The sequence below is a fragment of the Sphingomonas sp. SUN039 genome, from assembly GCF_024758725.1.
Taxonomy (GTDB): domain Bacteria; phylum Pseudomonadota; class Alphaproteobacteria; order Sphingomonadales; family Sphingomonadaceae; genus Sphingomonas_O.
Map to the genome: position 1 here is coordinate 1,698,329 of NZ_CP096972.1, position 20,241 is coordinate 1,718,569.

Consider the following 20,241-nt stretch of genomic DNA (forward strand, 5'->3'; position numbering starts at 1 on the left):
GGAGGACAAAAAATGGACTACGAGGCCCTGTTCAGCGAGCAGCTCGACGGATTGCGCGAAGCCGGCAACTACCGCGTCTTCCACGAAATCGAACGCAAACAGGGACAGTTCCCGAACGCGCGCCGCTACCGCGATTCGGTCGAAATCGGCGAAGTCACCGTGTGGTGCTCGAACGATTACCTCGGCATGGGCCAGCATCCCAAGGTGCTGGGCGCCATGCACGCAACGCTCGACAGCTGCGGCGCGGGCGCGGGCGGCACCCGCAATATCAGCGGCACCAACCACCAGCACGTCCTGCTCGAACGCGAACTCGCCGACCTGCACGGCAAGGAAGCCGCGCTGCTCTTCACCAGCGGCTATGTGTCGAACTGGGCGGCGCTCGGCACCCTCGCCGCACGGATGCCGAACTGCGTCGTCCTCTCCGACGCGCTCAACCACGCCTCGATGATCGAGGGCATCCGCCACAGCCGCGCCGAGTGCCTGCGCTTCCGCCACAACGACGTCGCGCACCTCGACGAACTGCTCAGCCAGGTCGAACCCGGCCGCCCCAAGCTGGTCGCGTTCGAGAGCGTCTATTCGATGGACGGCGACATCGCCCCGATCGCCGAGATTCTCGACGTCTGCGAAAAGCACGGCGCGCTCAGCTACATCGACGAAGTCCATGCCGTCGGCCTCTACGGCCCGCGCGGTGGCGGCATTGCCGAACGCGAAGTGCTGATGGACCGGATCGACGTGATCGAGGGGACGCTCGGCAAAGCCTATGGCGTCATGGGCGGCTACATCGCCGCGTCGAAAAACCTGTGCGATTTCGTCCGCAGTTTCGCCAGCGGCTTCATCTTCTCTACCGCCCTGCCCCCCGCGATCGCGGCGGGTGCAGCGGCGTCGATCCGGCACCTCAAGGAAAGCCAGATCGAACGCACGCGGCACCAGAACCGCGTGAAGATCGTCCGCCAGCGGCTCGACGCGATGGGCATCCCGCACCTCGATAACCCCAGCCACATCATCCCGGTAATGGTCGGCGACGCGCACCATGCGAAGATGATCAGCGACTGGTTGATGGACAACCACGGTATCTATGTGCAGCCGATCAACTATCCGACCGTGCCCAAGGGGACCGAGCGCCTGCGGATCACGCCCTCGCCGGTTCACACCGATGGGGATATCGACAAGCTGACCGAGGCGCTGAGCGAGATCTGGGGAATGTGCGCGTTGGCAAGGGTGCCGATGGCGGCGTAGGCGGCGAGACGAAATAGCACAGCTATTTTGCACGCCGACAAGCCCGGCCGGCGGCAAAGCCGACCGACGAAGCGCGGTCTTTGCCCGTGCTCGGGCCTTCGCTGATCGCTAACGCGGCACCGCGAACCAGATCACATGGCGCGGCCCCTTGCCGTTACTGCGCGCGCGCACCACGACTTCGTCGACCGCAAACCCCGCTTCGCTTAACCGCCGCGCAAACACCGCATCGGGTGCCGCCGACCACACAGCCAACACACCCCCCGACCTCAAGGCCGCTTTTGCCGCCGCCAGCCCTGTCCGCGAGTAAATCCGGTCGTTCGCGGCGCGGACCAGACCATCGGGGCCGTTGTCGACGTCGAGCAGGATCGCGTCATATGCGCCGCGCGCATCGCCGATGACGTCGGCCACGTCGCGCATGTCGAGCGATACCCGGCGGTCATCGAGGCACCCCGCCGCAAGCGTCGCCATCGGGCCGCGTGCCCAGTCGATGATCTCTGGCACCAGTTCGGCGACCGTCACCCGCGCATCGGCCGACAGCAGCGCCAGCGCCGCGCGCAGGGTGAAGCCCATGCCATAGCCGCCGATCAGCAGGTGCGGCGCGGCCCGCATGCCGAGCCGGTCGCAGGTCATTATCGCCAGCGCTTCCTCCGACCCGCTCATCCGGCTGTTCATCAGCTCGTTGCGGTCGAGCACAATCATGAAATCCTCGCCGCGCCGGAACAGGCGCAGCGGCTCGCCACCGGGGACATGCGCGGTGCCGAGGAGTTCGCGGGGGGTCATGTGAATGGCGATAGGGGCAGCGCGCGGCAATTGCCATGTACGACACACCCTTGCGCGAAATCGTCACGCGACTATCAGCGCGGCATTGTCATCACCCGACCGGAACCGATTTCATGCCTGCGTTCAAACAGCCGACCTTTCAGGAGCGCGCCGCGCTTGCCGCCAAAGCCAAGGAGGCGGCACTTGCAAAGCTGAAGGCGAAGCCCGTTGTGGACGAGGCCGAACTGGCCGCGCGGCGCGAAACAGCGGCAGCCAAGGCAGTCGCAGCCGAGAAGGCCCGCGCCGAAAAGCGTGCAGCGTTCGAAGCAGAGAAGCTGGCGCGCAAGGAGCGCGCGGCCGAGGCAGCAGCCAATGCGCCGCCCCCGCCGAAGGTGCCCACGCCCGAAGAGCAAAAAGCGATCCGCGACGCCAAATATGCCGCGCGCAAAGCGCGGAAACGGTAGGTTCTCGATAGCGAGTAGGGACTGTCCCTGCTTGGGGACTGTCCCTCACAGCCGTAGCGGGAGACAGTCCCTAAGGCTCCTATTTCGCCGCGACCGTCACCTCGATCCGCCGGTTCTTCTGGTTACCCGCAGGCGTCCCCGAACTATCCAGCGGCCGTGACGAGCCGAAGCCCTGCGCCGACAGCTGTGTTGCCGCGACGCCGCGTTCGGCCAGATATTTGTCGACCGCATCGGCGCGGGCCTGGCTGAGCTTCAGGTTGGATGCCGCATCGCCCACCGCATCGGTGTGTCCCTCGACCGCCATTTTGAAGTTCGAGCAGCGCCCGGCAACCTGCACCAGACTGTCGAGCAATGGTGCGGATGTGGACCGGATCGTTGCCGCGCCCGTATCGAACTCGACCGTCTTGCCGAGCAAGGCCTTGTCGAAATCGGCATTGCAACTCGCCGCAGTCGCATTGGGATCGGCCTTGGGCGCGACCAATGCGGCAGTGGTGGCGACAAGGCCGCCAGCGGGCCACAACAGCGGATTATCCGCACGCATCGACACGCCGTTCATCGGCTTGTTGACGCCCTGGTGACAGGTCGCGCAGTTGATCTTGTAGGTGTCGCCCATCGGCCCCTTGCGCCATGGACTGTCACCGCCGCCAGGATGGACCGCCGGGAACACGCTGGCAAGCGGCGTCATATATTCGGCGTTGGTCTTGGCGACCATCCGCAGGCCATACCACGCCACCGCGCGCTGCGGGCTGCTCATGTTCCACGCCCGGAACGATGCCGTGTTGTGGCAATAGGTGCAGTTGACGCCGAGGCCAGATGACAAGTGCATCATCAGACCATAGGTCTTCTCTGCTTCCTTCACCGAAACGACATGATTGGACGACGGCAACGGCATACTCGAAGCCACGCGGATGTTATTGACCCCGTCGTCTTTCAAATAGGCCGAAAACGGATCGCTTGGCAGCGAGGCATAAGCTGCCGAGGGTGATGGATGATTTTGCCCGGTGTTGACCTCTGCAAAGCCCATTGATTTCGCCGGTGCAGCCGTCGCCCATTTATACTGCGGCACGGCATTCCCGCGGTGGCACGTCCAGCAGGTCACGCCCGTCCCCTGCACGTGTTGCGTGTAGTTGGCGTTGATGTTCTGCGTCATCTGGATCATGCGCCGCGCGACGACTTTGGTGTATTTCTCGTCAGACGCCATGTTGTTGGGATTGTGGCAGTAATTACAGCCGACCTCGTTCGGATCCTTGCCGGTCTGCGGCGCAACCCAGTTGTTCATCTGCGCCATGAGATGATTGAACCGTTCGGTCGAAGCACCGCCGAGCACCTGCACATTCTTGTAGGTCTCGCTGGCACGCGGCCCACTGTCGTCAGGCGTCGCATAGACGTTTGCCGGGATCGGTACCTGTGCCTTGACCAGCTTCGGGTTGACGACCTGGTCGATCCCCGTGCCGCGATAGCCGGTTTGCGTTGTCTGCTTCGGTCCGACTTCGCACCCGGCAAGCAGCAGGGGAACGACCGTGACCGAAGCGATAAGGAGGCGCGTCTGGCTCATTTTGCTGCTCCCGGAAGAGTGGCAGGATCGACGACACCCGTCGACGGATAGCTGGGCGCATAGCCATGCTGTTGCGCCCACAGATACCAGTTATCGACAACCGTGCCGGTCAGCAGAATGCCGATACCGCCGGTCAAGGTCGTCAGCACTGCGAACCACCACGCCCAGCGATGGATCGATTCCATCGTGGCGTTGAAGCCCATCGTCCAGCGCCAGAACAGCGCGGCACGTTCGGTGGCCGTCCCCCGGTCGGTAATCTGTTCCAGCTCGCGCTCGCCGCCGTAACGTCCGACCGCAAGGATCGTCGCGCCGTGCATCGCGAACAGGAGTGTAGACCCGTAAAGGAACGCGATCGAAAGCGCATGGAACGGGTTGTAGAAGAGATTGCCGTAGCGGATCGAGAAAGCTGCGGTCCAGTCGAGATGCGGGAAGATGCCGAAAGGCACGCTTTCCGCCCAGCTGCCCATCAGCATCGGTCGGATGAACCCGATCGACAGCATCAGGAAGATCGCGCTCGCAAACGCCCAGGCGACGTGCGTGCCCATCCCCAATGCCTTGGCGCGGGTATAGATGCGCGCCCACCAGAGCAGCACCGATGCCGTCATGAAGAACGCCGCAATCTGCCACCACCCGCCCTTGGCCAAAGGCACGAAGAACTGGAAACCGTACTCCGGCCCCGGCGGTTCGAGCGCCAGCCAGAACAGCTGCCGGACGAACTGGATGGGATCCCAGTTGACCGAGGCGAGCATGTTCAGCCCGGTGATCTCGAACGCGATGAAGAAACACAGGATCGCCGCGATGCCGAGACGCCCCAGATAGATCGGGCCGATCTGCGCGTTGCCGAACTTGCCCATCCAGTAGGAAAAGCCGGGTTTGCCGTCGCGGCCAAAGTCGCCTGCCGGGAGCGCGGGGCCGATTTCGGGTGCGCCCTGCAGCTGAACCTGGGTGAAGATATTCTGATAGCGTGCCATGTCCTATCTCCCCCTCACGACCAGATCGGCAGATTGAGCCACCAGGTCCACCATTCGGGCCAGCCGCGCGTCCAGAACGGGCCGCTGATGATGATGCAGACCGCGCTCCAGAATGCCGCGCTCAGCGCAAGGAACAGGCCGAGGCGGTGGATGCCGAGCGTCCCCACCGAGTAGCCGATGGTGTCGCGGAAAAATGCGTCCTCATATTCGGGCGTCTTCACGTCCTGGCCCTTGGCGGGATTGACCGCCGACAGGATCAGCGAGCCGTGCAGCGCCAGCGCCATCGTCGTCGTGAAGAAGAACGACACGGCGATCATGTGCGCGGGATTGTAGTGGAAGTGGAGGTACTGATACCCCGTATTCGACACCCAATCGAGGTGGCTGAAAATCCCGTAAGGGAAGCCGAAACCCCACGCGCCCAGCAGCACCGGGCGGATCACCTCCAGCGAGATGTACGCGAAAATCGCGACGCTGAAGGCAAAGGGGACGTGATAGCCAATGCCGAGTTTGCGACAGATCTCTACCTCGCGCAAAGCCCAGGACACAAAGGCCCCGATCGCGCAAATGGTGATGATCTGCCAGAAGCCGCCCTCCTTGAGCGGCGCCAGCGCCAGGCCATAAGAGATATCGGGTGGCGCGATCGAAATCAGCCACGGGTTCCACGTCGGTCCCAGCGAGGCCGCGTAAAAGATGAGCGCCGTGCCAAGGGCCGCGCAGAGCGCCGTCGTGACGCCGAAAAATCCGACGTAAAACGGGCCCACCCAGAAATCGAACAGGTCGCCACCGATCAGCGTCCCTCCCCGAACCCGGTATTTCCTCTCGAAGCTCAACAGCGCCATGGCACGTCTCCGCGTGCTTCACCCGGTCGTCGGGCGAAGTCCATTTTTGTACGCAAACCCAAATTCCGGGTCGCGGAACGGAGCCGGTGTCGCGCCCGGCCCCGCTCCGCTTCCCCGTGCCGTATCGCTACGGCGTAGTGGTCGCCGGGGCTGCCGCAACGGTGGCTGCCGCATGCGGGCCGTCGAGCCAGTTGAACCGGTCGGTGCTCAGCAGGATGAAGTGAATCAGCAATGCCAGCACGAACAGGAAAATCGCGAGTGCGACCAGCGTACGCCGCGGGTCGAAAATCATCCAAAGTCTCCACATCGTCGTGGTTCCTTGTATTGAGGTGTCAATTCCGGCCTCTTATCCCCCGACCGAGATCGGGCAACGACAAACCGGTCGTCGTTTGCGGATCAACCCAGCCAGGGCTTCCACATCCAGACGAGGACGTGGGCAACCACCGCGACCGCCGTGAAGCCCATGAAGCTGCTCACGAAAATCTTGTGGAACTCTTTCGCCTCGTCGGCGGTCAGGTAGGTCCCGACCCCGTCTCTGTTATCGCTCATGTTTCCGTCTCCATTATGCCCTTGGAAAGATGGAGCGACGGGTGCGCCCCCGGGCGGTATCCGCGTGAAGGGCATGCCCTTCGCGAGGATTTGTTGAGGTCCATCTGGACCGAAAGGGTGCGGGGCGCGCTCACGCATTCGCCTCCAGCATGGCTTCGTCGACGCGGCTCTGCGTCACGACCGCTTCGCCTGCGCGGCGTGCTGCGCGCTCGGCGGCATCGCGGATGCGCTTGGCCATCGAGATGCGGACCAGTACCGGCGCGCGCTCGACAGCAGCATCGAGGCTGTCCTTGGCGGTCACGTCCCACGCCAGCTCGCTCAAGTTCCGTGCGGGCGTCGCCTCGACCTTGTCGAGCACGGTCCCGAGCGGCAGGATGTTGAACAGCGCATCGAACAGCGCGTTGCACACTTCCTGAATCAGATAGCTCGCACCCGCATAACCCATGAACGGTGTGCCGGTATGACGGCGGATAACAGCACCAGGGAACGACGCGGGGACGAACATACTGCGCCCACCGGCCTCTGCCGAATACATGCGCTCGTTGAAGCTGCCGAACAGGATCAGCGGGCCATTGTTGTGGATCGCGGTGCGAACCGCCGCATTGTCCGACTTGGTCCCCGCCGTCCGCGCAATCGCGAAGTTGCAGGGTAGCCCCATGTCGTCCTCGAGGAACGACCGGATCCCACGCGCATAGGTTTCGCCCGCGACGATGCCGAAGCTGGCGGTTGCGTAGAAATCCTGGGTGACGCTGCGCCACAGATCCCACAGCGGTTTGATTGTCGTGTGCTTCTCGCGCTCGATGAACGGCTCGGGATCGACGCCGGTCAGCTCGCCGAGCTTGCGGAGGAACAGCGTCGTGCTCTCCAGCCCGATGGGTGCCTGAAGGTAAGGCCGCTCAAGCGTCTCGCACAGCCCGCGCCCGAACTCACGGTACAGACACACGTTAACCGACGCATCGGCCAGCTTCCGAACATCGGCGAGATGGCTTCCCAGCGGGAAGGCCATGTTGACCTCGCACCCGATCCCTTCGATCAACCGCCGGATTTCGGCGAGATCGCTCGGGCAATTGAACTGTCCGTATTGCGCACCGATGATGTTGACGCGCGGTTTCGCGCCTTCGGGCAGGATGCGCGGCCCCGGCACTTTCTTCGGCCCGAACTGCGTCCACAGCCAGGTTAGCGCCCGGTCGGCGGCCTGCCACTGATCTTCGTCGATCGTGCGCGGCAGGAAGCGGACGATGTTCGTCCCTTCGGGCGTTACGCCGCCGCCGATCATTTCCGAAATGCTGCCGGTGACGACAACCGCGGGCAGATCGGGATCGAGCGTTTTCCACGCGCGCTTCATCGCGCCCTCGGTGCCGTCGCGGCCGAGTTCCTGCTCGCCAAGACCGGTCACGACGATAGGCAGTTCATGCGGCGGCAGCGCATCGGTGTAATGCAGGACACTGGTGACCGGCAGGTTCTCGCACCCGACCGGGCCGTCGATGATGACCTGCAATCCCTTGATCGCGGTGAACGCGTAAACCGCCCCCCAGTAACCGCCCGCGCGGTCGTGATCGAGGATGAGCGTCATACGCCCACCGCCTCTTCGGCCTTGGCCGCTGCGATGCGCTTGGCCGCAAGCTTGGCCTTAAATTCGGGCCGGTCGACCGGTTGCTTTTCCCACACCCCCGCCGTCGGCCCTTCGCCGACGCCAGCGAAGAACGCCTTCATCTTGTCGAAACGCGCCCGGTTGCCCATGGCGGCATTGACCACCTGCGCGAGGCTGCCCGCCCCCGCGACGCCCATCAGCGGCCGCGCAGAAATCAAATTGGTGAAATACAGCGCCGGAATGGCCTTCGCCTTGGCGTGCTGCACGACCGGCGTCGTCCCGATGGCGAGGTCCGGTTCGAATGCATCGACCGCCTGCAAATCCTTTTCCAGACTCGCGCGATATTCGACGTGCACACCGCGGGCGATCAGCCATTCGCGATCGGGGTCGCTCCAGACCGTGCGCGGTGCGGCCGTGCCGACATAGGGAACATCTGCGCCGCTTTCGATCAGCAGGCGCGCGACCAGCAGTTCGGAGCCTTCATAGCCTGAGACCGTGATGCGTCCCGAAATCGGTTTGGCGGCGAGCGCGGCGCGGATGGCGGGCACGAAGCGGTTCTTCGCCTCATCCACTTTAGCCTGTGCTATACCGCACGCGCTGCCGACCGCGTCGAGCCACGCCGCCGTCCCGTCCACACCCACCGGGGCGGATCCGATGACGGTGCGTCCGGCGGCTTCGAATTCGCGAACGCTGGCAGTGTAGAAAGGGTGGATCGCGGCAACCGCCGCGCAATCGAGCGCCGAATACAGTTCGCGCCACTCGCGGGTCGGGACGACCGGCCCGGCCGCAAGGCCGAGGGGTTCGAGCATCTGCCCGATACCAACCGGGTCAACGGGAAACATCTCACCCAGGAGCGTCACCGTCGGCAGGGCCGATCGTTCTTTGGGCGCAGCAACGGGGCCGGTCTCGGCCTCCATCCGCGCGTAATTGAGCATGGCCCCGGCGAGTACATCCTTCGCCTCGGCATGGGTCGGAATCCCGAACCCCGGCACGTCGATGCCGATGATGCGGACGCCATTGATCGATTTGGGCAGCAGCTGCAGCGGCACCCCGCTCGCGGTCGGCACACACAAATTGGTGACGATGATGCTGTCGTAAAGCGCCGGATCGGCAAGGCCCTCGACCGCTTCCTTGATGTCCTCGAACAGCTTGCCCGTGACCAGCGTTTCGGAGGAGAACGGGACGTAGCCGACCGACCGCTTCGCGCCGTAGAAATGCGACGTGAAGGTCAGGCCATAGACACAGCAGGCCGACCCCGAGAGCACAGTCGCGGTGCGGCGCATGCGGAGACCGACGCGCAACGAACCGAACGCCGGACACATCGATTGCGGCTGGTCGTGCGGCCCCTGCGGATAGTCGGCTGCATAGCGCGCAAGCACATCCGATTTGCCTGCCTGCACCGCAGCCGCGCGCAGCGTGTCCGCGCTCGAACAGCCCCCTTCGGGCAAGGGAGTTGCGAGCTCAGACAGTGTCGTACACCACTTCGAGGCTGGGCTTCGCGACGAATTCGACGCCGCGCATATCGGCCTGCGTTGCGGGCTTCAGCGAATAGTCCGCCCCCGTAATGTCGGCACTGAACAGGCCGAGCAGCCCGTCCTGATCGAGCGGCGTCGGACGCAGCGGCGGCGCTTCCGCCACATTGACCGCCAGTTCCTCGAACAGCGACGCCCATTGGCCGCCGGGCTTGCCGATGATCTGGTAGTTCGCGCTCTTCTTGCGGATGTCCTCATTCGCCGGGATCGCGGTCAGCACCGGAATGCCGACGGCTTCGGCAAACGCATTCGCCTCGCCCGTCCCGTCGTCCTTGTTCAGGATCATCCCCGCGACGCCGACATTGCCGCCCATCTTGCGGAAATATTCGACTGCCTTGCAGACGTTGTTCGCGACATAGAGCGACTGCAGGTCGTTCGACGCGACGACGATGACTTTCTGGCACATGTCGCGCGCGATCGGCAGGCCGAAGCCCCCGCAGACGACATCGCCGAGGAAATCGAGCAGGACGTAATCGAAGCCCCATTCGTGGAAGCCCAGCTTCTCCAGCGTCTCGAACCCGTGGATGATCCCGCGCCCGCCGCAGCCGCGTCCGACCTCGGGTCCGCCCAGTTCCATGGCGAACACCCCGTCGCGCTGGAAGCAGACATCCTCGATGCCGATTTCTTCGCCCGCGAGTTTCTTCGCAGAAGAGGTTTCGATGATCGTCGGCGTCGATTTGCCGCCGAAGAGCAGGCTGGTCGTGTCGGATTTCGGGTCGCAGCCGATCAGCAAAACCCGCTTGCCCTGTTGCGCCATCATGTAGCTGAGGTTGGCCAGCGCGAACGACTTGCCGCTGCCGCCCTTGCCGTAAATCGCGATGATCTGCGTTTCTTTTGTCACTGGGCCGGTGTGGACGGGATCGGGCTCATGGCTGGCTTCTTCGCGCAGGTCGCTAGGATCGAACATACTCATAGCGCACTCCAGTCGAGCACCATTTTAAGGCAGGCAGGATCGGTGAACGCCTGCGGGTAAGCCGTGTCGAATTCGCCAACGGGGCGGATGTCGGTGACGAGACCGCCCAGATCGAGCGCGCCGCTGTCGAGCATCGCCGAAACGGCAGCCATATCGGCAGGCAGGAATTCGGAGGCTATACGGAGGCGCGCTTCGCGCATGAACGCGGGGGGAAAGGCGAAGCTGACCGGTTTGGAGTAAAAGCCCGCGAGCACCAGCTCGCCGCCCCGCGCCAGCCGCATGATGAGGCTATCGACCAACCCCTCCGCGCCGCTCGCGTCATAGATCGCGCGATAGTCGCGGCGCTCGTCGTGCTCGGCGTCGGTGACAACATAGCCCTGCGCGCCGTCGTGGCGGACCGGGTTGGTTTCCCACACGGTCGGTGCCGGTGCGCCCGAGGCAATGGTCACACGGGCGAGCAAACGTCCGAGCACGCCGTGCCCAACGATCAGATCGGGCGCTGCATGACCCGCAATCGCATGTTGCGCCGTCGCGGCAAGCGCACAAAGGACGCCCCGCGCGCCGAGACTTTCGGGCACCGGGATGACCCGCGCCGACGGCACCACGACGCGGCTCGATGCGCCGCCGAACAGCCCACGCGCACCTTCGTAGCAATTGGCTCCGGGCACAAAGACCCACTCACCGATGCGCCCGCGCGCTTCCGGTCCCGCATCGACAATGCGTCCCACCGATTCGTATCCGGGCACCAAGGGATACCCCATGCCGGGGAAGTCGGGCATCCGCCCTTCCCACAACAGGCGTTCGGTCCCCGAGCTGATTCCGCTCCAGGCGATATCGACGACGACATCTGAATTCTGGGTGGGAGCGAGCGAGAGGATGCGAAGCGAGAGATCGCCCGGTCCCTCCAAGATGATCGCCGAAGCGCTCAACGCCGTCTCCCCCGGCTGCTTCCGTGGAGCGATATCCACTGCAACCTGAGTGTCACTCTAGGTTGACGAAAATCAATGTCAATAAATTCTGACAGTCGGTAGTGTCAGGCGTCCGCGGCGATGATTTGCGCGATCAGCGGCAATGACGTGGCGACCATCCGGGTGCGCGAAAATCCGCAGTTTTGCAGGGCCACACGTAGTTCCTGCGGGGTGCGTGCCCGCCCCGATCCCATCGCCAACAGGTACATGCCGAAATAGGCGTCGCCCATTGCCTCGTCGCCGCGAAGTCCCGCCATCGGCTCGACGATCAGCAACCGTCCGCCCGAATCGAGTGCCGACTTTGCTGCACGTAAAATCCGCAACATCGAGTCGTCGTCATGATCGTGGAGGATGCGGACGAGCGTGATCAGGTCGTAACCGCGCGGCAGCGAGTCGGTCAGGAAGCTGCCGCCGTGTTTTTCCACTGCTGGGTCCGCAATGCGCGCGACGACATCGGGCAGGTCGAACACGGCGCGATGCAGCCTGGGCGCGACACTGCCGACGGCCGCCACGAACGCCCCCTGCCCGCCGCCGACGTCGAGCATCCTGCGGTGACGCGCGAAATCATAGGCATCGGTCGCCTGAGCCGCGACCATCGGCTGCGATGCGGCCATCAGCGCGGAATAGTCCGATACGCCGCCCCCCTGCCCCTCGGCATAGGGCCAGAACCCCGACAACGCCCCGCCGCCCCCTTCCCTGCGCAGCAGCGCGAGCGGATCGGCGAGATCGGCGTAAAGCAAACTGTGGTGACGGATCATCGCGACGATGCCGGGATCGGCGTGGATCGCCGCCCCGACGCGACCGAGCATGTAGCGCCCCGCGCCGACATCTTCCGCAAGACGCAGCGACGCAGCCGCGCGAAGCAAGCGCAACGCAGCAGCAGGCGACAACTCGCAGTCCGCTGCAACCTGATCCGCTGTAGTCGGCCCCTTCGCCAGCAGCCCGAGAACGCCCCCTTCGACGCACGCTGCCAGCACCTGCGAATAGACGAACCCCGCCACCAGCGAGAATGTTTCGCGCGCCCGCACACGCGCCACCGGCCGGGTCAACGGAAACTTCGCGGCCCAGCGGCGGAATTTGTCGCTCGCCAGAATTGCGTTGCGCCAACCGACCCAACGCACTTTAATGTCCGAACGAAGTGACGTAGCCATATGTCCAGTTGACTGGACGCTAGGGTGCGCCCGGTCAAGGAGACCGAATGGCCGAACGCGTCGTGATCGTCGGAGCCGGAGTCGGCGGACTGGTGTCCGCCGCGCTGCTGGCGTCTCGCGGGCTGGACGTAACGGTGCTCGAATCGGAAGCAATGCCCGGCGGAAAACTCCGTGCCATCGACGGTATCGACGCGGGGCCGACGGTCTTCACGATGCGCGATGTGTTCGACCAGATTTTCGACGACTGCGGCGCCTGCCTCGCCGATCATCTGACCCTGACATCGGCAGCAACGCTCGCGCGTCATGCGTGGGGCGACGGATCGACGCTCGATCTTCACGCCGACCCAGAAGTCAGTGAGGCCAATGTTGTGGCTTTTGCCGGACCCGACGCTGCGCGTGGGTTCCGCCGATTTCGCATGGAAGCACGGCGACTGCACGATGCCCTCGACCGTCCGTTCCTGCGCGACTCCAAAACCGACCCGCTGACGCTCGGCTGGCGGATGGGTTGGCGTGGACTCCCCGACTGGCTGAACCTGCGCGCCTACCGGTCGATGTGGTCGGCGCTGGGCAGTTATTTCCCCGACCCGCGCCTGCGCCAGTTGTTCGGGCGCTATACGACCTATTGCGGCTCTTCGCCATTCCGAACCCCCGCGACGCTGATGCTGATCGCCGATGTCGAGGCACAGGGGGTGTGGCTGGTCGAGGGCGGGATGCACCGGCTGGGGTCTGCCCTCGCCGCCCTCGCTGAACGCGCGGGCGCAAAGCTGCGTTACAGCGAGCGCGTGGCCGAAGTGCTGTCCGAACGCGGACGCGCCTCAGGCGTCCTGACCGCGACCGGCGAGCGCGTTGCGGCTGAGAAGGTCATCGTCAACGCCGATCCTGCCGCACTCGGCGCAGGCCGTTTCGGGCTGGCCGCAGCGCGCGCGGTCGGCGCGGTTCCAGTCGACGCTCGCTCGCTATCGGCACTGGTGTGGCTGGCAAAGGGGACCACGTCCGGCCTGCCCCTCACCCGCCACAATGTGTTCTTTTCGGACGATTACCGCGCCGAATTCGACGCCATTGCGTGCGGCGAAGTGCCCGATGCGCCAAGCGTCTATGTCTGCGCGCAGGAAAACGACGCGTTCCAGATCATCGTCAATGCGCCCGCCAATGGCGACACCCACAGCTACACCCCGCAGGAGATCGAGATATGCCAATCGCAGATGCTGGCGACACTGGAACGCTGCGGGCTGACGCTCTCGCCCACGTCCCTTTCGGTGCTGACGCCGAACGATTTCGAGCGGCTCAATCCCTCGACGGGTGGGGCCCTGTATGGACGGGCCTCGCACGGGTGGGCGGCCTCCTTCCGCCGCCAGGGGTCGCGCACCCGGATGCCTGGGCTCTATTGCGCGGGCGGGAGCACCCATCCTGGGGCGGGCGTACCGATGGCCGCGCTTTCGGGACGGCTGGCATCCGCAGCCCTGCTCTCGGACCGCGTTTCGACCGCGACGTCCCGGGGGGCGGATATAGCTGGTGGTATGTCGACGCGATCTCCGACGACGGCCGGTACGGGCTGACGATTATCGCGTTCATCGGCAGCGTTTTCTCGCCCTATTACAAGGCCAGCGGACGCGAAAACCCGCTCGACCATTGCAGCATCAACGTCGCGCTGACCGGCCCCCGTGGGAACCGCTGGGCAATGACCGAACGCGGTGAAGCCAGCGTGTCGCGCGAAGCGGCGAGCTTCTCGGTCGGCCCCAGCGCGGTGCATTGGGACGGCGATGCGCTGGTCATCGACATCGACGAACGCTGCGCGCTGATGCCGTTCAATGTGAAGGGGCGCGTCCGCGTCACGCCGCAAGTCATGGGCACCACGGCGTTCGACCTCGGCGGCGGGCATATGTGGCACCCGATTTCCCCGCGCGCGCGTGTCGAGGCCGATTTCGGCGCGCCAGGTATCCGCTGGTCGGGCAATGGCTATTTCGATTCGAACCAGGGCAGCGAACCGTTGGAGGACGGCTTCCGCGACTGGCAATGGTCGCGCGCGCATGTCGGCCCTGACGTCGGCGTGATCTACGAAGGCGTGCGCCGCGACGGCAGCGAGTTCGCAATGGCGCTGCGCTGCGACAAGACCGGCCATTGGGCCGACGAGCCCCTGCCGCCGCACCAGCGCCTGATGCCGACCCCGTTCGCCATCGGGCGCAGCACCAGGGCCGATGCAGGCTTTCGCCCGCGCATCGTCAAGACCTGGCTCGACGCCCCCTTCTACGCACGCTCGGCGCTGCGCACGAAAATGTTCGGGCATGAAGGCGAAGGGGTGCACGAGAGCCTGTCGCTCGACCGGCTGGTGACGCCGATCGTGCAGGGGATGCTGCCCTACCGGATGCCGCGCAAGGCTTAGAGTCTGCCGCCCAATGGCGGAAAACCGCCAAAGGTCACACGAAAGTCACACCTGAACGACTCGCGAACGGCTTCGAACACGGCGTATTTGCGTGCGTTAGCTTCCCTCGCTTCACCGGGTTAGGCGCAGTTTTTACTACAGTTCAAAGAGCAAGGGACGCAGCGTCCCGACAGGTACGATAAGTGACGAAAAGGATGTAGGAAAGGACTTTTGTTCACGTTGTGTACCGAGATAGGAGCGGTCTGTCGCATGGCGGCTTTCGTCAACAAAACGGCCATTCGGTGCAGCCCTTGGCCGCCTCGGAAGCTGCCGTCCGTTCACTTAACACTGCGAACGGCCGGAGGTGGGTTGAAAGCGAACATGATGCGATGACGCAGGTGCCGGGGTTTTGACCGCGCCGGGTTGCGCAAAGCGATCCGACCTTTACCAAGGAGCGATATAGCAGGGAGAGCATGATGCGTTTCGATCCCGCCGCCGCCACCAAAGCCGCTATCGACAGCCTCGGGCCCGACGCGCTCGCAAAAGCCGCCAACTATACGCAGGGTAGTCATTGGCTTTCGCTGTGGGGTCTTCTGGTCGCAGCGGTCGTCACGATCCTCTTCGTGCGGCTGCGCATTCTCGACCGACTTGATGCGCGCCTGGCGCGGCGCGGCTGGGCGCTCCGGACATTCCTTCTCTGTGTGAGTTTTTTCCTCCTCTCGGCGATTACCAGCCTTCCGTGGGACGCCTATGCAGACTGGGGGCGCGAGGCGGCCTATGACCGGACCAGCCAGCCGTTTGGCGACTGGCTTGGGCAGACAGCAATCTCGGCAGTCATCACTGCGTTGCTCGGCAGCCTGTTCTTCCTTGCCATCTATGCGCTGATCCGGCGAACCGGTAGGCGCTGGTGGGTCTGGACGGGCGGGCTGGTGGGGGTCGCAATTTCGGCGTTGCTGCTCGTCTCGCCGATCGTTATTGAGCCCATATTTAACGAATATAGGCCTGTTCCGGCTGGCCCGGTGCGCGATGCACTCGTTGTCATGGCTGACCGCGTCGATATCCCGCACAGCCATATCCTGATGTTCGATGGATCGCGCCAGTCGAACAATTTCAGCGCCAATGTCTCGGGAATAGGCTCATCGGCGCGGATCGCCATTTCGGACGTCGCGCTCGGCAAGGCATCCCTCGATGAGGTGAAGGCGGTGACCGGACACGAAATCGGCCATTATGTTGAAGGACATATCTGGTACGCGATTGTCGCCTTCTCGCTGCTCGCGATCCTGCTTTTCTTCCTTGCCGACCGTTTGTTTCCGCGCGCGGCGCGGCTGTTCGGCAGCGACGCGGCGATCGAAGACGCGCGCGGCTTTCCAGTGATGATGATCCTTCTGTCATTTCTCGGCCTGCTCGCGATGCCGATCGTCAACACGATCATTCGCATTGATGAAACATCGGCTGATCTCTATTCGCTGGAGACGGTCAACCTGCCTGACGCGATGGTCGGTGCGCTGCTCAAAAGTGCCGAATATCGCAATCCCCGCCCCGGATTAATCGAGGAATGGCTATTCTACGACCATCCCTCGGTCGAACGGCGGATGCGTATGTCCATGGAATGGAAAGCCGCGCACCCGAAAGAGCCGCCTGTCGCCAAACCATGAACTAGCTGCCGTTCCCACTTATACCCTCACGGCCGGTCGTCATCGCTCTTCGCCGGCTGATCATCGGACTTCATCCGTTTCAACGAGCGCAATTGCCAGAAGCCGAACCCGAACACGATGGCGAGCGTCAGCCCCGCCTCGATGATCCCGAAATAGCCCTTCATGCCACTGCTCCCTCGGTCGCCAGTATAGCTTGCGTGCGCGCAAAATGCAGGATGCGATCGACCGCCAGGTGCGGTGCTTCCTCATGCGCGAGGTGGCCGAGGCCGGGCAGCACTTCGAGCGCGCAATCGGGGATCAGCGCGACCGAGTCGAGCGCACCCGACACCGGAATGGCGGCGTCCTTTTCGCCGTGCAGCACCAGCATGGGCACCGCGAGTTTGGGCAAATCGCGCTTGAGCGGCACCAGATCCCAATCGGCCATCATCCCGATCGCCCCCGCGCAATGCGCCGAAGTTGCGAACAATTTGGCGTAAGCCGCATTCCCGGCCGCATCGATCTTCGACGCGGTGCTGCGCGCCAGGAACCGTTCGACGGCGCCGGGCCCGCGCGCGACCGACGCAAAGATGTGCGGCGCAAACGGATTGACGAACAACAGCTTGGCCATCGTCGGAAACAGATGCTGGGCGATGCCGGGAAACGGTAGCAGTGCGGGCGCGATTCCCACGATCCCAGCGGGCCGCACCAACCCGTCGAGCGCCATGCGGATCGCGATTGCCGCACCCGCCGAATGGCCGACTACCAGCGCCGGTTCGGCATCGAGCTCGCCGAGCAATCCGGCAAGTGCGCGTGCCACACCCGGCATCGTCAATCCGTTCGGCGGGCGTCCTTTGGTGAAGCCATGCCCCGGCAAATCCGGCGCGATGACACGAAAATGCTGCGCCAGCGGGTGCAGCATATCACGCCAGCTATGCGTCGCTGCACCGGTGCCATGGAGCAGCAGCAATACCGGTCCATCGCCTGCGATCTGCGCATGCCAGTCGATCCCGCCGACCCGCACCGACCGGCTGTCGGTCGCGTTCGGCCAGTCGGCGGGGGGCAGGCTCATTGCGCGGCCTTCACTGCATCGCGCAGCCCCACCGCATCGGCGCGCGGCAGCGGCAGATAGCGCGCACGCATCGCGGCAGCGAGCTCGGCCCCCTCGGACCGCGGACGGTTCGAAATATCGACGAACACCGCGCCCAGCCCGCTCGCGCCGAATGCCTTCGCAGCGGGCATCGTCGCCTCAGCGCCGACATTGCCGCGACCGTCGCTGAGCAACACGACAAACGGCGTCCGGCCCTTGCCGCGCACCGCTTCGCCCAACAGCCGCGCCGCATCGATTCCGGCGGCCAGCGGCGTCCCACCCCCGCCCGGCAGATCGGCCAGCGAGCGCCGTGCGCGGGTCAAGGACCGCGTCGGTGGCAGCAACACCTCGGCACTGTCACCCCGAAACGAAATCAGCGCGACTTCGGTGCGTTTCACATAGGCCTCGGCAAGCAGCAGTTCGACCGCGCCCTTCGCCTCGCCCAGCCGCGCAGCCGCAGCTGAGCCCGAGGCATCGACGGCGAAAATCGTCGTCGCATCGGCGCGCGTCTCAAATCGTTTGATCCGCAGATCGTCGCGGCGAATGGCAATGCGGTCGCCGGATGCCAGATCGGCCCCGCGCAGTTTCTGCCAAGGTGCCGCCGCGCGCAACGTATCGATCAGCGCCAGTCGCGCCCCACCTCTCGGCAAGCCTGCCCTCGCACCGAGCGGCCGCCCGCGCATCGGCGACTTGCGCCGCTCGCCACCCCCGCTGCTGTTCGACGTGCAGCGTCCTGCACCTGCCGCAATGGCGGCGAGGACATCGGGCGGCAGGGCTGCGGTCACCGCTTCCAGCACGACATCGTCAAGCGTGTCGCCGATTTGGGACTCGCCATCGCTCGACGAGGGCGGCGGTGGCGGTGCGTCATCCTCGGCTGCGCTCGGCATCCGCGTCGCGCGATGGGCGAGGACGAGACAGGCAGCGGTCGCAATGTCGGCCTCATTGGGCTCGGCGCGGTTCTCAAGTTCAGCGAGCCCGCTCGCGACGCGGGAAGCCATGACGGGCGCCCGCACCGAGTCGATCCCAAGGGCCAACGATACGGACGCCAAAGCCCTTATCCCGTCACCCCGGGCTTGACCCGGGGTCCCGCTCACAGGCGCGATATTGCTTGAAGAAGCGGTTCCCCGGCTCAGGGCCGGGGTGACGGGTGCCTGCTCCATCAAGCGCACGTCCGAAAGATCGAACCGGAACGCCAACCGTTCCGCCAAACGGTCGGGCACCCGCTCCTTACCCTGCCCGTCGTCGAGCAACACCAGCCCGAACCGCGCCGGATGCCGCGCGCCTGCCCCGTCGCGTTCGATCACGACTTCGCCGATGTCCATCACCGACGCGATCCGCGCCGCCACCGCATCGCTCATCCGCTCCGCCATCGACACGAGCAGTAACCCACCATCGGCTTGCGCGAGTAGCCCCGGGCGAACCGTCCCGCCCTGCCCCGCCAGCGTCGCCGCCAGATCGCGGCCCCCGATCAACGCCTCGTCATCGATCCCGACTGGCAAGCGCCGCATCGGCCCCAGTTCCGCGAGCACGGCATCACGCCCCGGTCCCGCGCCGCGCAGGATCATCCCGCCCAACCCCGCCGGGTCGCGCTTCAGCAACCGCACGGCGAGCAAGGCGTCGCCGAACGGGTCCATCAGTCGAAGAGTTCGCTCAGCGCGCGTTCGATCCGCGCCGTCGAGCCGGTCTCGTCGAGTACATTGCGCCGCAGCCGGTGGCGCAGCGCCATCGGCGCGACCGCACGCAATTGCGTGACACCGACCAGCGTCTTCCCACCGAGCGCCGCCGCCGCCCGTGCCGCACGCATCAGGGTCAGCTCGCCGCGCAACCCGTCGGCCCCGACCGCGATGCACAGTTCGGATGCGGCACGCAGTACATCGTCGGGAACCGTCAGCTCGGGCAATAGCTTCTTGGCCTTGGCGATCTTGTTCAGCGTCTTCTTCTCGGCCTTGGCCCAGTCCGCCGCGAACGCGTCGGGCGTCCGTTCGAATGCGTCGCAGCGGCGCAATATCTCGACCCGCGTGTCGAGATCCTGCGATGTTCGCACCTCCAACGACAAGCCGAACCGGTCGAGCAATTGCGGGCGCAATTCGCCTTCCTCGGGGTTGCCGCTGCCGATCAGGACGAAGCGCGCCGAATGCCGCACGCTCAACCCCTCGCGCTCGACGACATTCTCGCCCGATGCCGCCACATCGAGCAGCAAATCGACAATATGATCCTCAAGCAAGTTGATTTCATCGATGTAGAGAAAGCCTTGATCGGCCTTCGCCAGCAGCCCCGGTTCGAACGCCTTTTCCCCCTTGCCCAGCGCGCGTTCGATATCGAGCGCCCCGACCACACGGTCCTCGGTGGCGCCGAGCGGGAGGTCCACAAAGGGTACTGGCTTGCCCTTACCCAACGGCGGCAACAGTGCCGCGAGCGCGCGAGCGGCGGTCGATTTTCCCGTCCCCCGGTCGCCGAACACCATCACGCCGCCGATCTTCGGATCGACCGCCGCAATCAGCAGCGCGCGCTTCATCTCGTCCTGACCGACGATTGCCGAAAAGGGGAAAGCCGCCCGCATTGCGTTCACGTGTAACATGCGCTGGACAGTCGGCAAGTCGCTGCATCGCGACAGTCTTGCAAAATGTAACCAT

The 20,241-nt window shown here is 64.8% G+C and carries 20 protein-coding genes; 5 read left to right on the forward strand and 15 right to left on the reverse strand.

Annotation, left to right across the window (positions count from 1 at the left end):
• Window positions 1–12 precede the first annotated feature (12 nt).
• Complete coding sequence (hemA, locus tag M0209_RS08300) at window positions 13–1,236, forward strand: 5-aminolevulinate synthase (protein WP_258887815.1); 1,224 nt, start codon at window positions 13–15, stop codon at window positions 1,234–1,236.
• A gap of 108 nt (window positions 1,237–1,344) precedes the next feature.
• Here the strand turns inward: hemA and M0209_RS08305 are convergent, their stop codons facing one another.
• Window positions 1,345–2,016, reverse strand: coding sequence for a spermidine synthase (locus M0209_RS08305; protein WP_258887816.1), 672 nt, complete (start codon window positions 2,014–2,016; stop codon window positions 1,345–1,347).
• A gap of 35 nt (window positions 2,017–2,051) precedes the next feature.
• Between M0209_RS08305 and M0209_RS08310 the strand changes: the two genes are divergently transcribed.
• Window positions 2,052–2,459, forward strand: a complete 408-nt coding sequence (locus tag M0209_RS08310; RefSeq protein ID WP_309547055.1) for a DUF6481 family protein — start codon at window positions 2,052–2,054, stop codon at window positions 2,457–2,459.
• A gap of 79 nt (window positions 2,460–2,538) precedes the next feature.
• Here the strand turns inward: M0209_RS08310 and pufC are convergent, their stop codons facing one another.
• The 10 genes from pufC to M0209_RS08360 all read right to left on the reverse strand — a co-directional run bounded on the left by pufC (window position 2,539) and on the right by M0209_RS08360 (window position 12,528).
• Window positions 2,539–4,014, reverse strand: a complete 1,476-nt coding sequence (gene pufC / locus M0209_RS08315; RefSeq protein WP_258887817.1) for a photosynthetic reaction center cytochrome PufC — start codon at window positions 4,012–4,014, stop codon at window positions 2,539–2,541.
• On the reverse strand, window positions 4,011–4,985 hold the full coding sequence (gene pufM, locus M0209_RS08320; RefSeq protein ID WP_258887818.1) for a photosynthetic reaction center subunit M: 975 nt from the start codon (window positions 4,983–4,985) through the stop codon (window positions 4,011–4,013). The genes pufC and pufM overlap by 4 nt, the downstream gene beginning before the upstream one ends.
• A 14-nt stretch (window positions 4,986–4,999) precedes the next feature.
• Complete coding sequence (gene pufL, locus M0209_RS08325) at window positions 5,000–5,824, reverse strand: photosynthetic reaction center subunit L (protein ID WP_258887819.1); 825 nt, start codon at window positions 5,822–5,824, stop codon at window positions 5,000–5,002.
• Between the two features lie 127 nt (window positions 5,825–5,951).
• The gene (gene pufA, locus M0209_RS08330; RefSeq protein WP_258887820.1) at window positions 5,952–6,131 is read right to left on the reverse strand and encodes a light-harvesting antenna LH1, alpha subunit; all 180 of its coding nucleotides are present in this window, start codon (window positions 6,129–6,131) and stop codon (window positions 5,952–5,954) included.
• Between the two features lie 89 nt (window positions 6,132–6,220).
• Window positions 6,221–6,373, reverse strand: a complete 153-nt coding sequence (gene pufB / locus M0209_RS08335; RefSeq protein ID WP_258887821.1) for a light-harvesting antenna LH1, beta subunit — start codon at window positions 6,371–6,373, stop codon at window positions 6,221–6,223.
• A gap of 130 nt (window positions 6,374–6,503) precedes the next feature.
• Entirely contained in the window at window positions 6,504–7,946 is a 1,443-nt protein-coding gene (gene bchZ, locus M0209_RS08340) for a chlorophyllide a reductase subunit Z (RefSeq protein WP_258887822.1), read from the reverse strand.
• The gene (gene bchY / locus M0209_RS08345; protein WP_258887823.1) at window positions 7,943–9,412 is read right to left on the reverse strand and encodes a chlorophyllide a reductase subunit Y; all 1,470 of its coding nucleotides are present in this window, start codon (window positions 9,410–9,412) and stop codon (window positions 7,943–7,945) included. The genes bchZ and bchY overlap by 4 nt, the downstream gene beginning before the upstream one ends.
• Window positions 9,413–9,425: 13 nt before the next feature.
• Window positions 9,426–10,409 (reverse strand): chlorophyllide a reductase iron protein subunit X, encoded by a 984-nt coding sequence (locus M0209_RS08350; protein ID WP_258887824.1) that lies wholly within the window; start codon window positions 10,407–10,409, stop codon window positions 9,426–9,428.
• On the reverse strand, window positions 10,406–11,338 hold the full coding sequence (bchC, locus tag M0209_RS08355; protein ID WP_258887825.1) for a chlorophyll synthesis pathway protein BchC: 933 nt from the start codon (window positions 11,336–11,338) through the stop codon (window positions 10,406–10,408). Before bchC ends, M0209_RS08350 begins: the two co-directional genes overlap by 4 nt.
• 104 nt (window positions 11,339–11,442) lie before the next feature.
• Window positions 11,443–12,528 carry a methyltransferase gene (locus tag M0209_RS08360; RefSeq protein WP_258887826.1) on the reverse strand — a complete coding sequence of 362 codons (1,086 nt, stop codon included), beginning with the start codon at window positions 12,526–12,528 and terminating at the stop codon, window positions 11,443–11,445.
• A gap of 47 nt (window positions 12,529–12,575) precedes the next feature.
• Between M0209_RS08360 and crtD the strand changes: the two genes are divergently transcribed.
• From crtD to M0209_RS08375, 3 genes are all read left to right on the forward strand, one after another.
• Entirely contained in the window at window positions 12,576–14,084 is a 1,509-nt protein-coding gene (crtD, locus tag M0209_RS08365; RefSeq protein ID WP_258887827.1) for a 1-hydroxycarotenoid 3,4-desaturase CrtD, read from the forward strand.
• 122 nt (window positions 14,085–14,206) lie between these two features.
• A complete protein-coding gene (locus M0209_RS08370) occupies window positions 14,207–14,908 on the forward strand; it encodes a hydratase (protein WP_258887828.1) in 702 nt (233 codons plus the stop codon).
• 455 nt (window positions 14,909–15,363) lie between these two features.
• On the forward strand, window positions 15,364–16,542 hold the full coding sequence (locus M0209_RS08375) for a M48 family metalloprotease (protein WP_258887829.1): 1,179 nt from the start codon (window positions 15,364–15,366) through the stop codon (window positions 16,540–16,542).
• Between the two features lie 26 nt (window positions 16,543–16,568).
• Here the strand turns inward: M0209_RS08375 and M0209_RS08380 are convergent, their stop codons facing one another.
• The 4 genes from M0209_RS08380 to M0209_RS08395 are packed head-to-tail and all read right to left on the reverse strand — an operon-like array spanning window position 16,569 to window position 20,168.
• Window positions 16,569–16,706, reverse strand: coding sequence for a hypothetical protein (locus M0209_RS08380; protein WP_258887830.1), 138 nt, complete (start codon window positions 16,704–16,706; stop codon window positions 16,569–16,571).
• Complete coding sequence (gene bchO, locus M0209_RS08385) at window positions 16,703–17,590, reverse strand: alpha/beta fold hydrolase BchO (RefSeq protein ID WP_258887831.1); 888 nt, start codon at window positions 17,588–17,590, stop codon at window positions 16,703–16,705. Before bchO ends, M0209_RS08380 begins: the two co-directional genes overlap by 4 nt.
• Entirely contained in the window at window positions 17,587–19,242 is a 1,656-nt protein-coding gene (locus M0209_RS08390) for a magnesium chelatase subunit D (RefSeq protein ID WP_258887832.1), read from the reverse strand. The genes bchO and M0209_RS08390 overlap by 4 nt, the downstream gene beginning before the upstream one ends.
• On the reverse strand, window positions 19,242–20,168 hold the full coding sequence (locus M0209_RS08395) for an ATP-binding protein (protein WP_258887833.1): 927 nt from the start codon (window positions 20,166–20,168) through the stop codon (window positions 19,242–19,244). Before M0209_RS08395 ends, M0209_RS08390 begins: the two co-directional genes overlap by 1 nt.
• Window positions 20,169–20,241 lie beyond the last annotated feature (73 nt).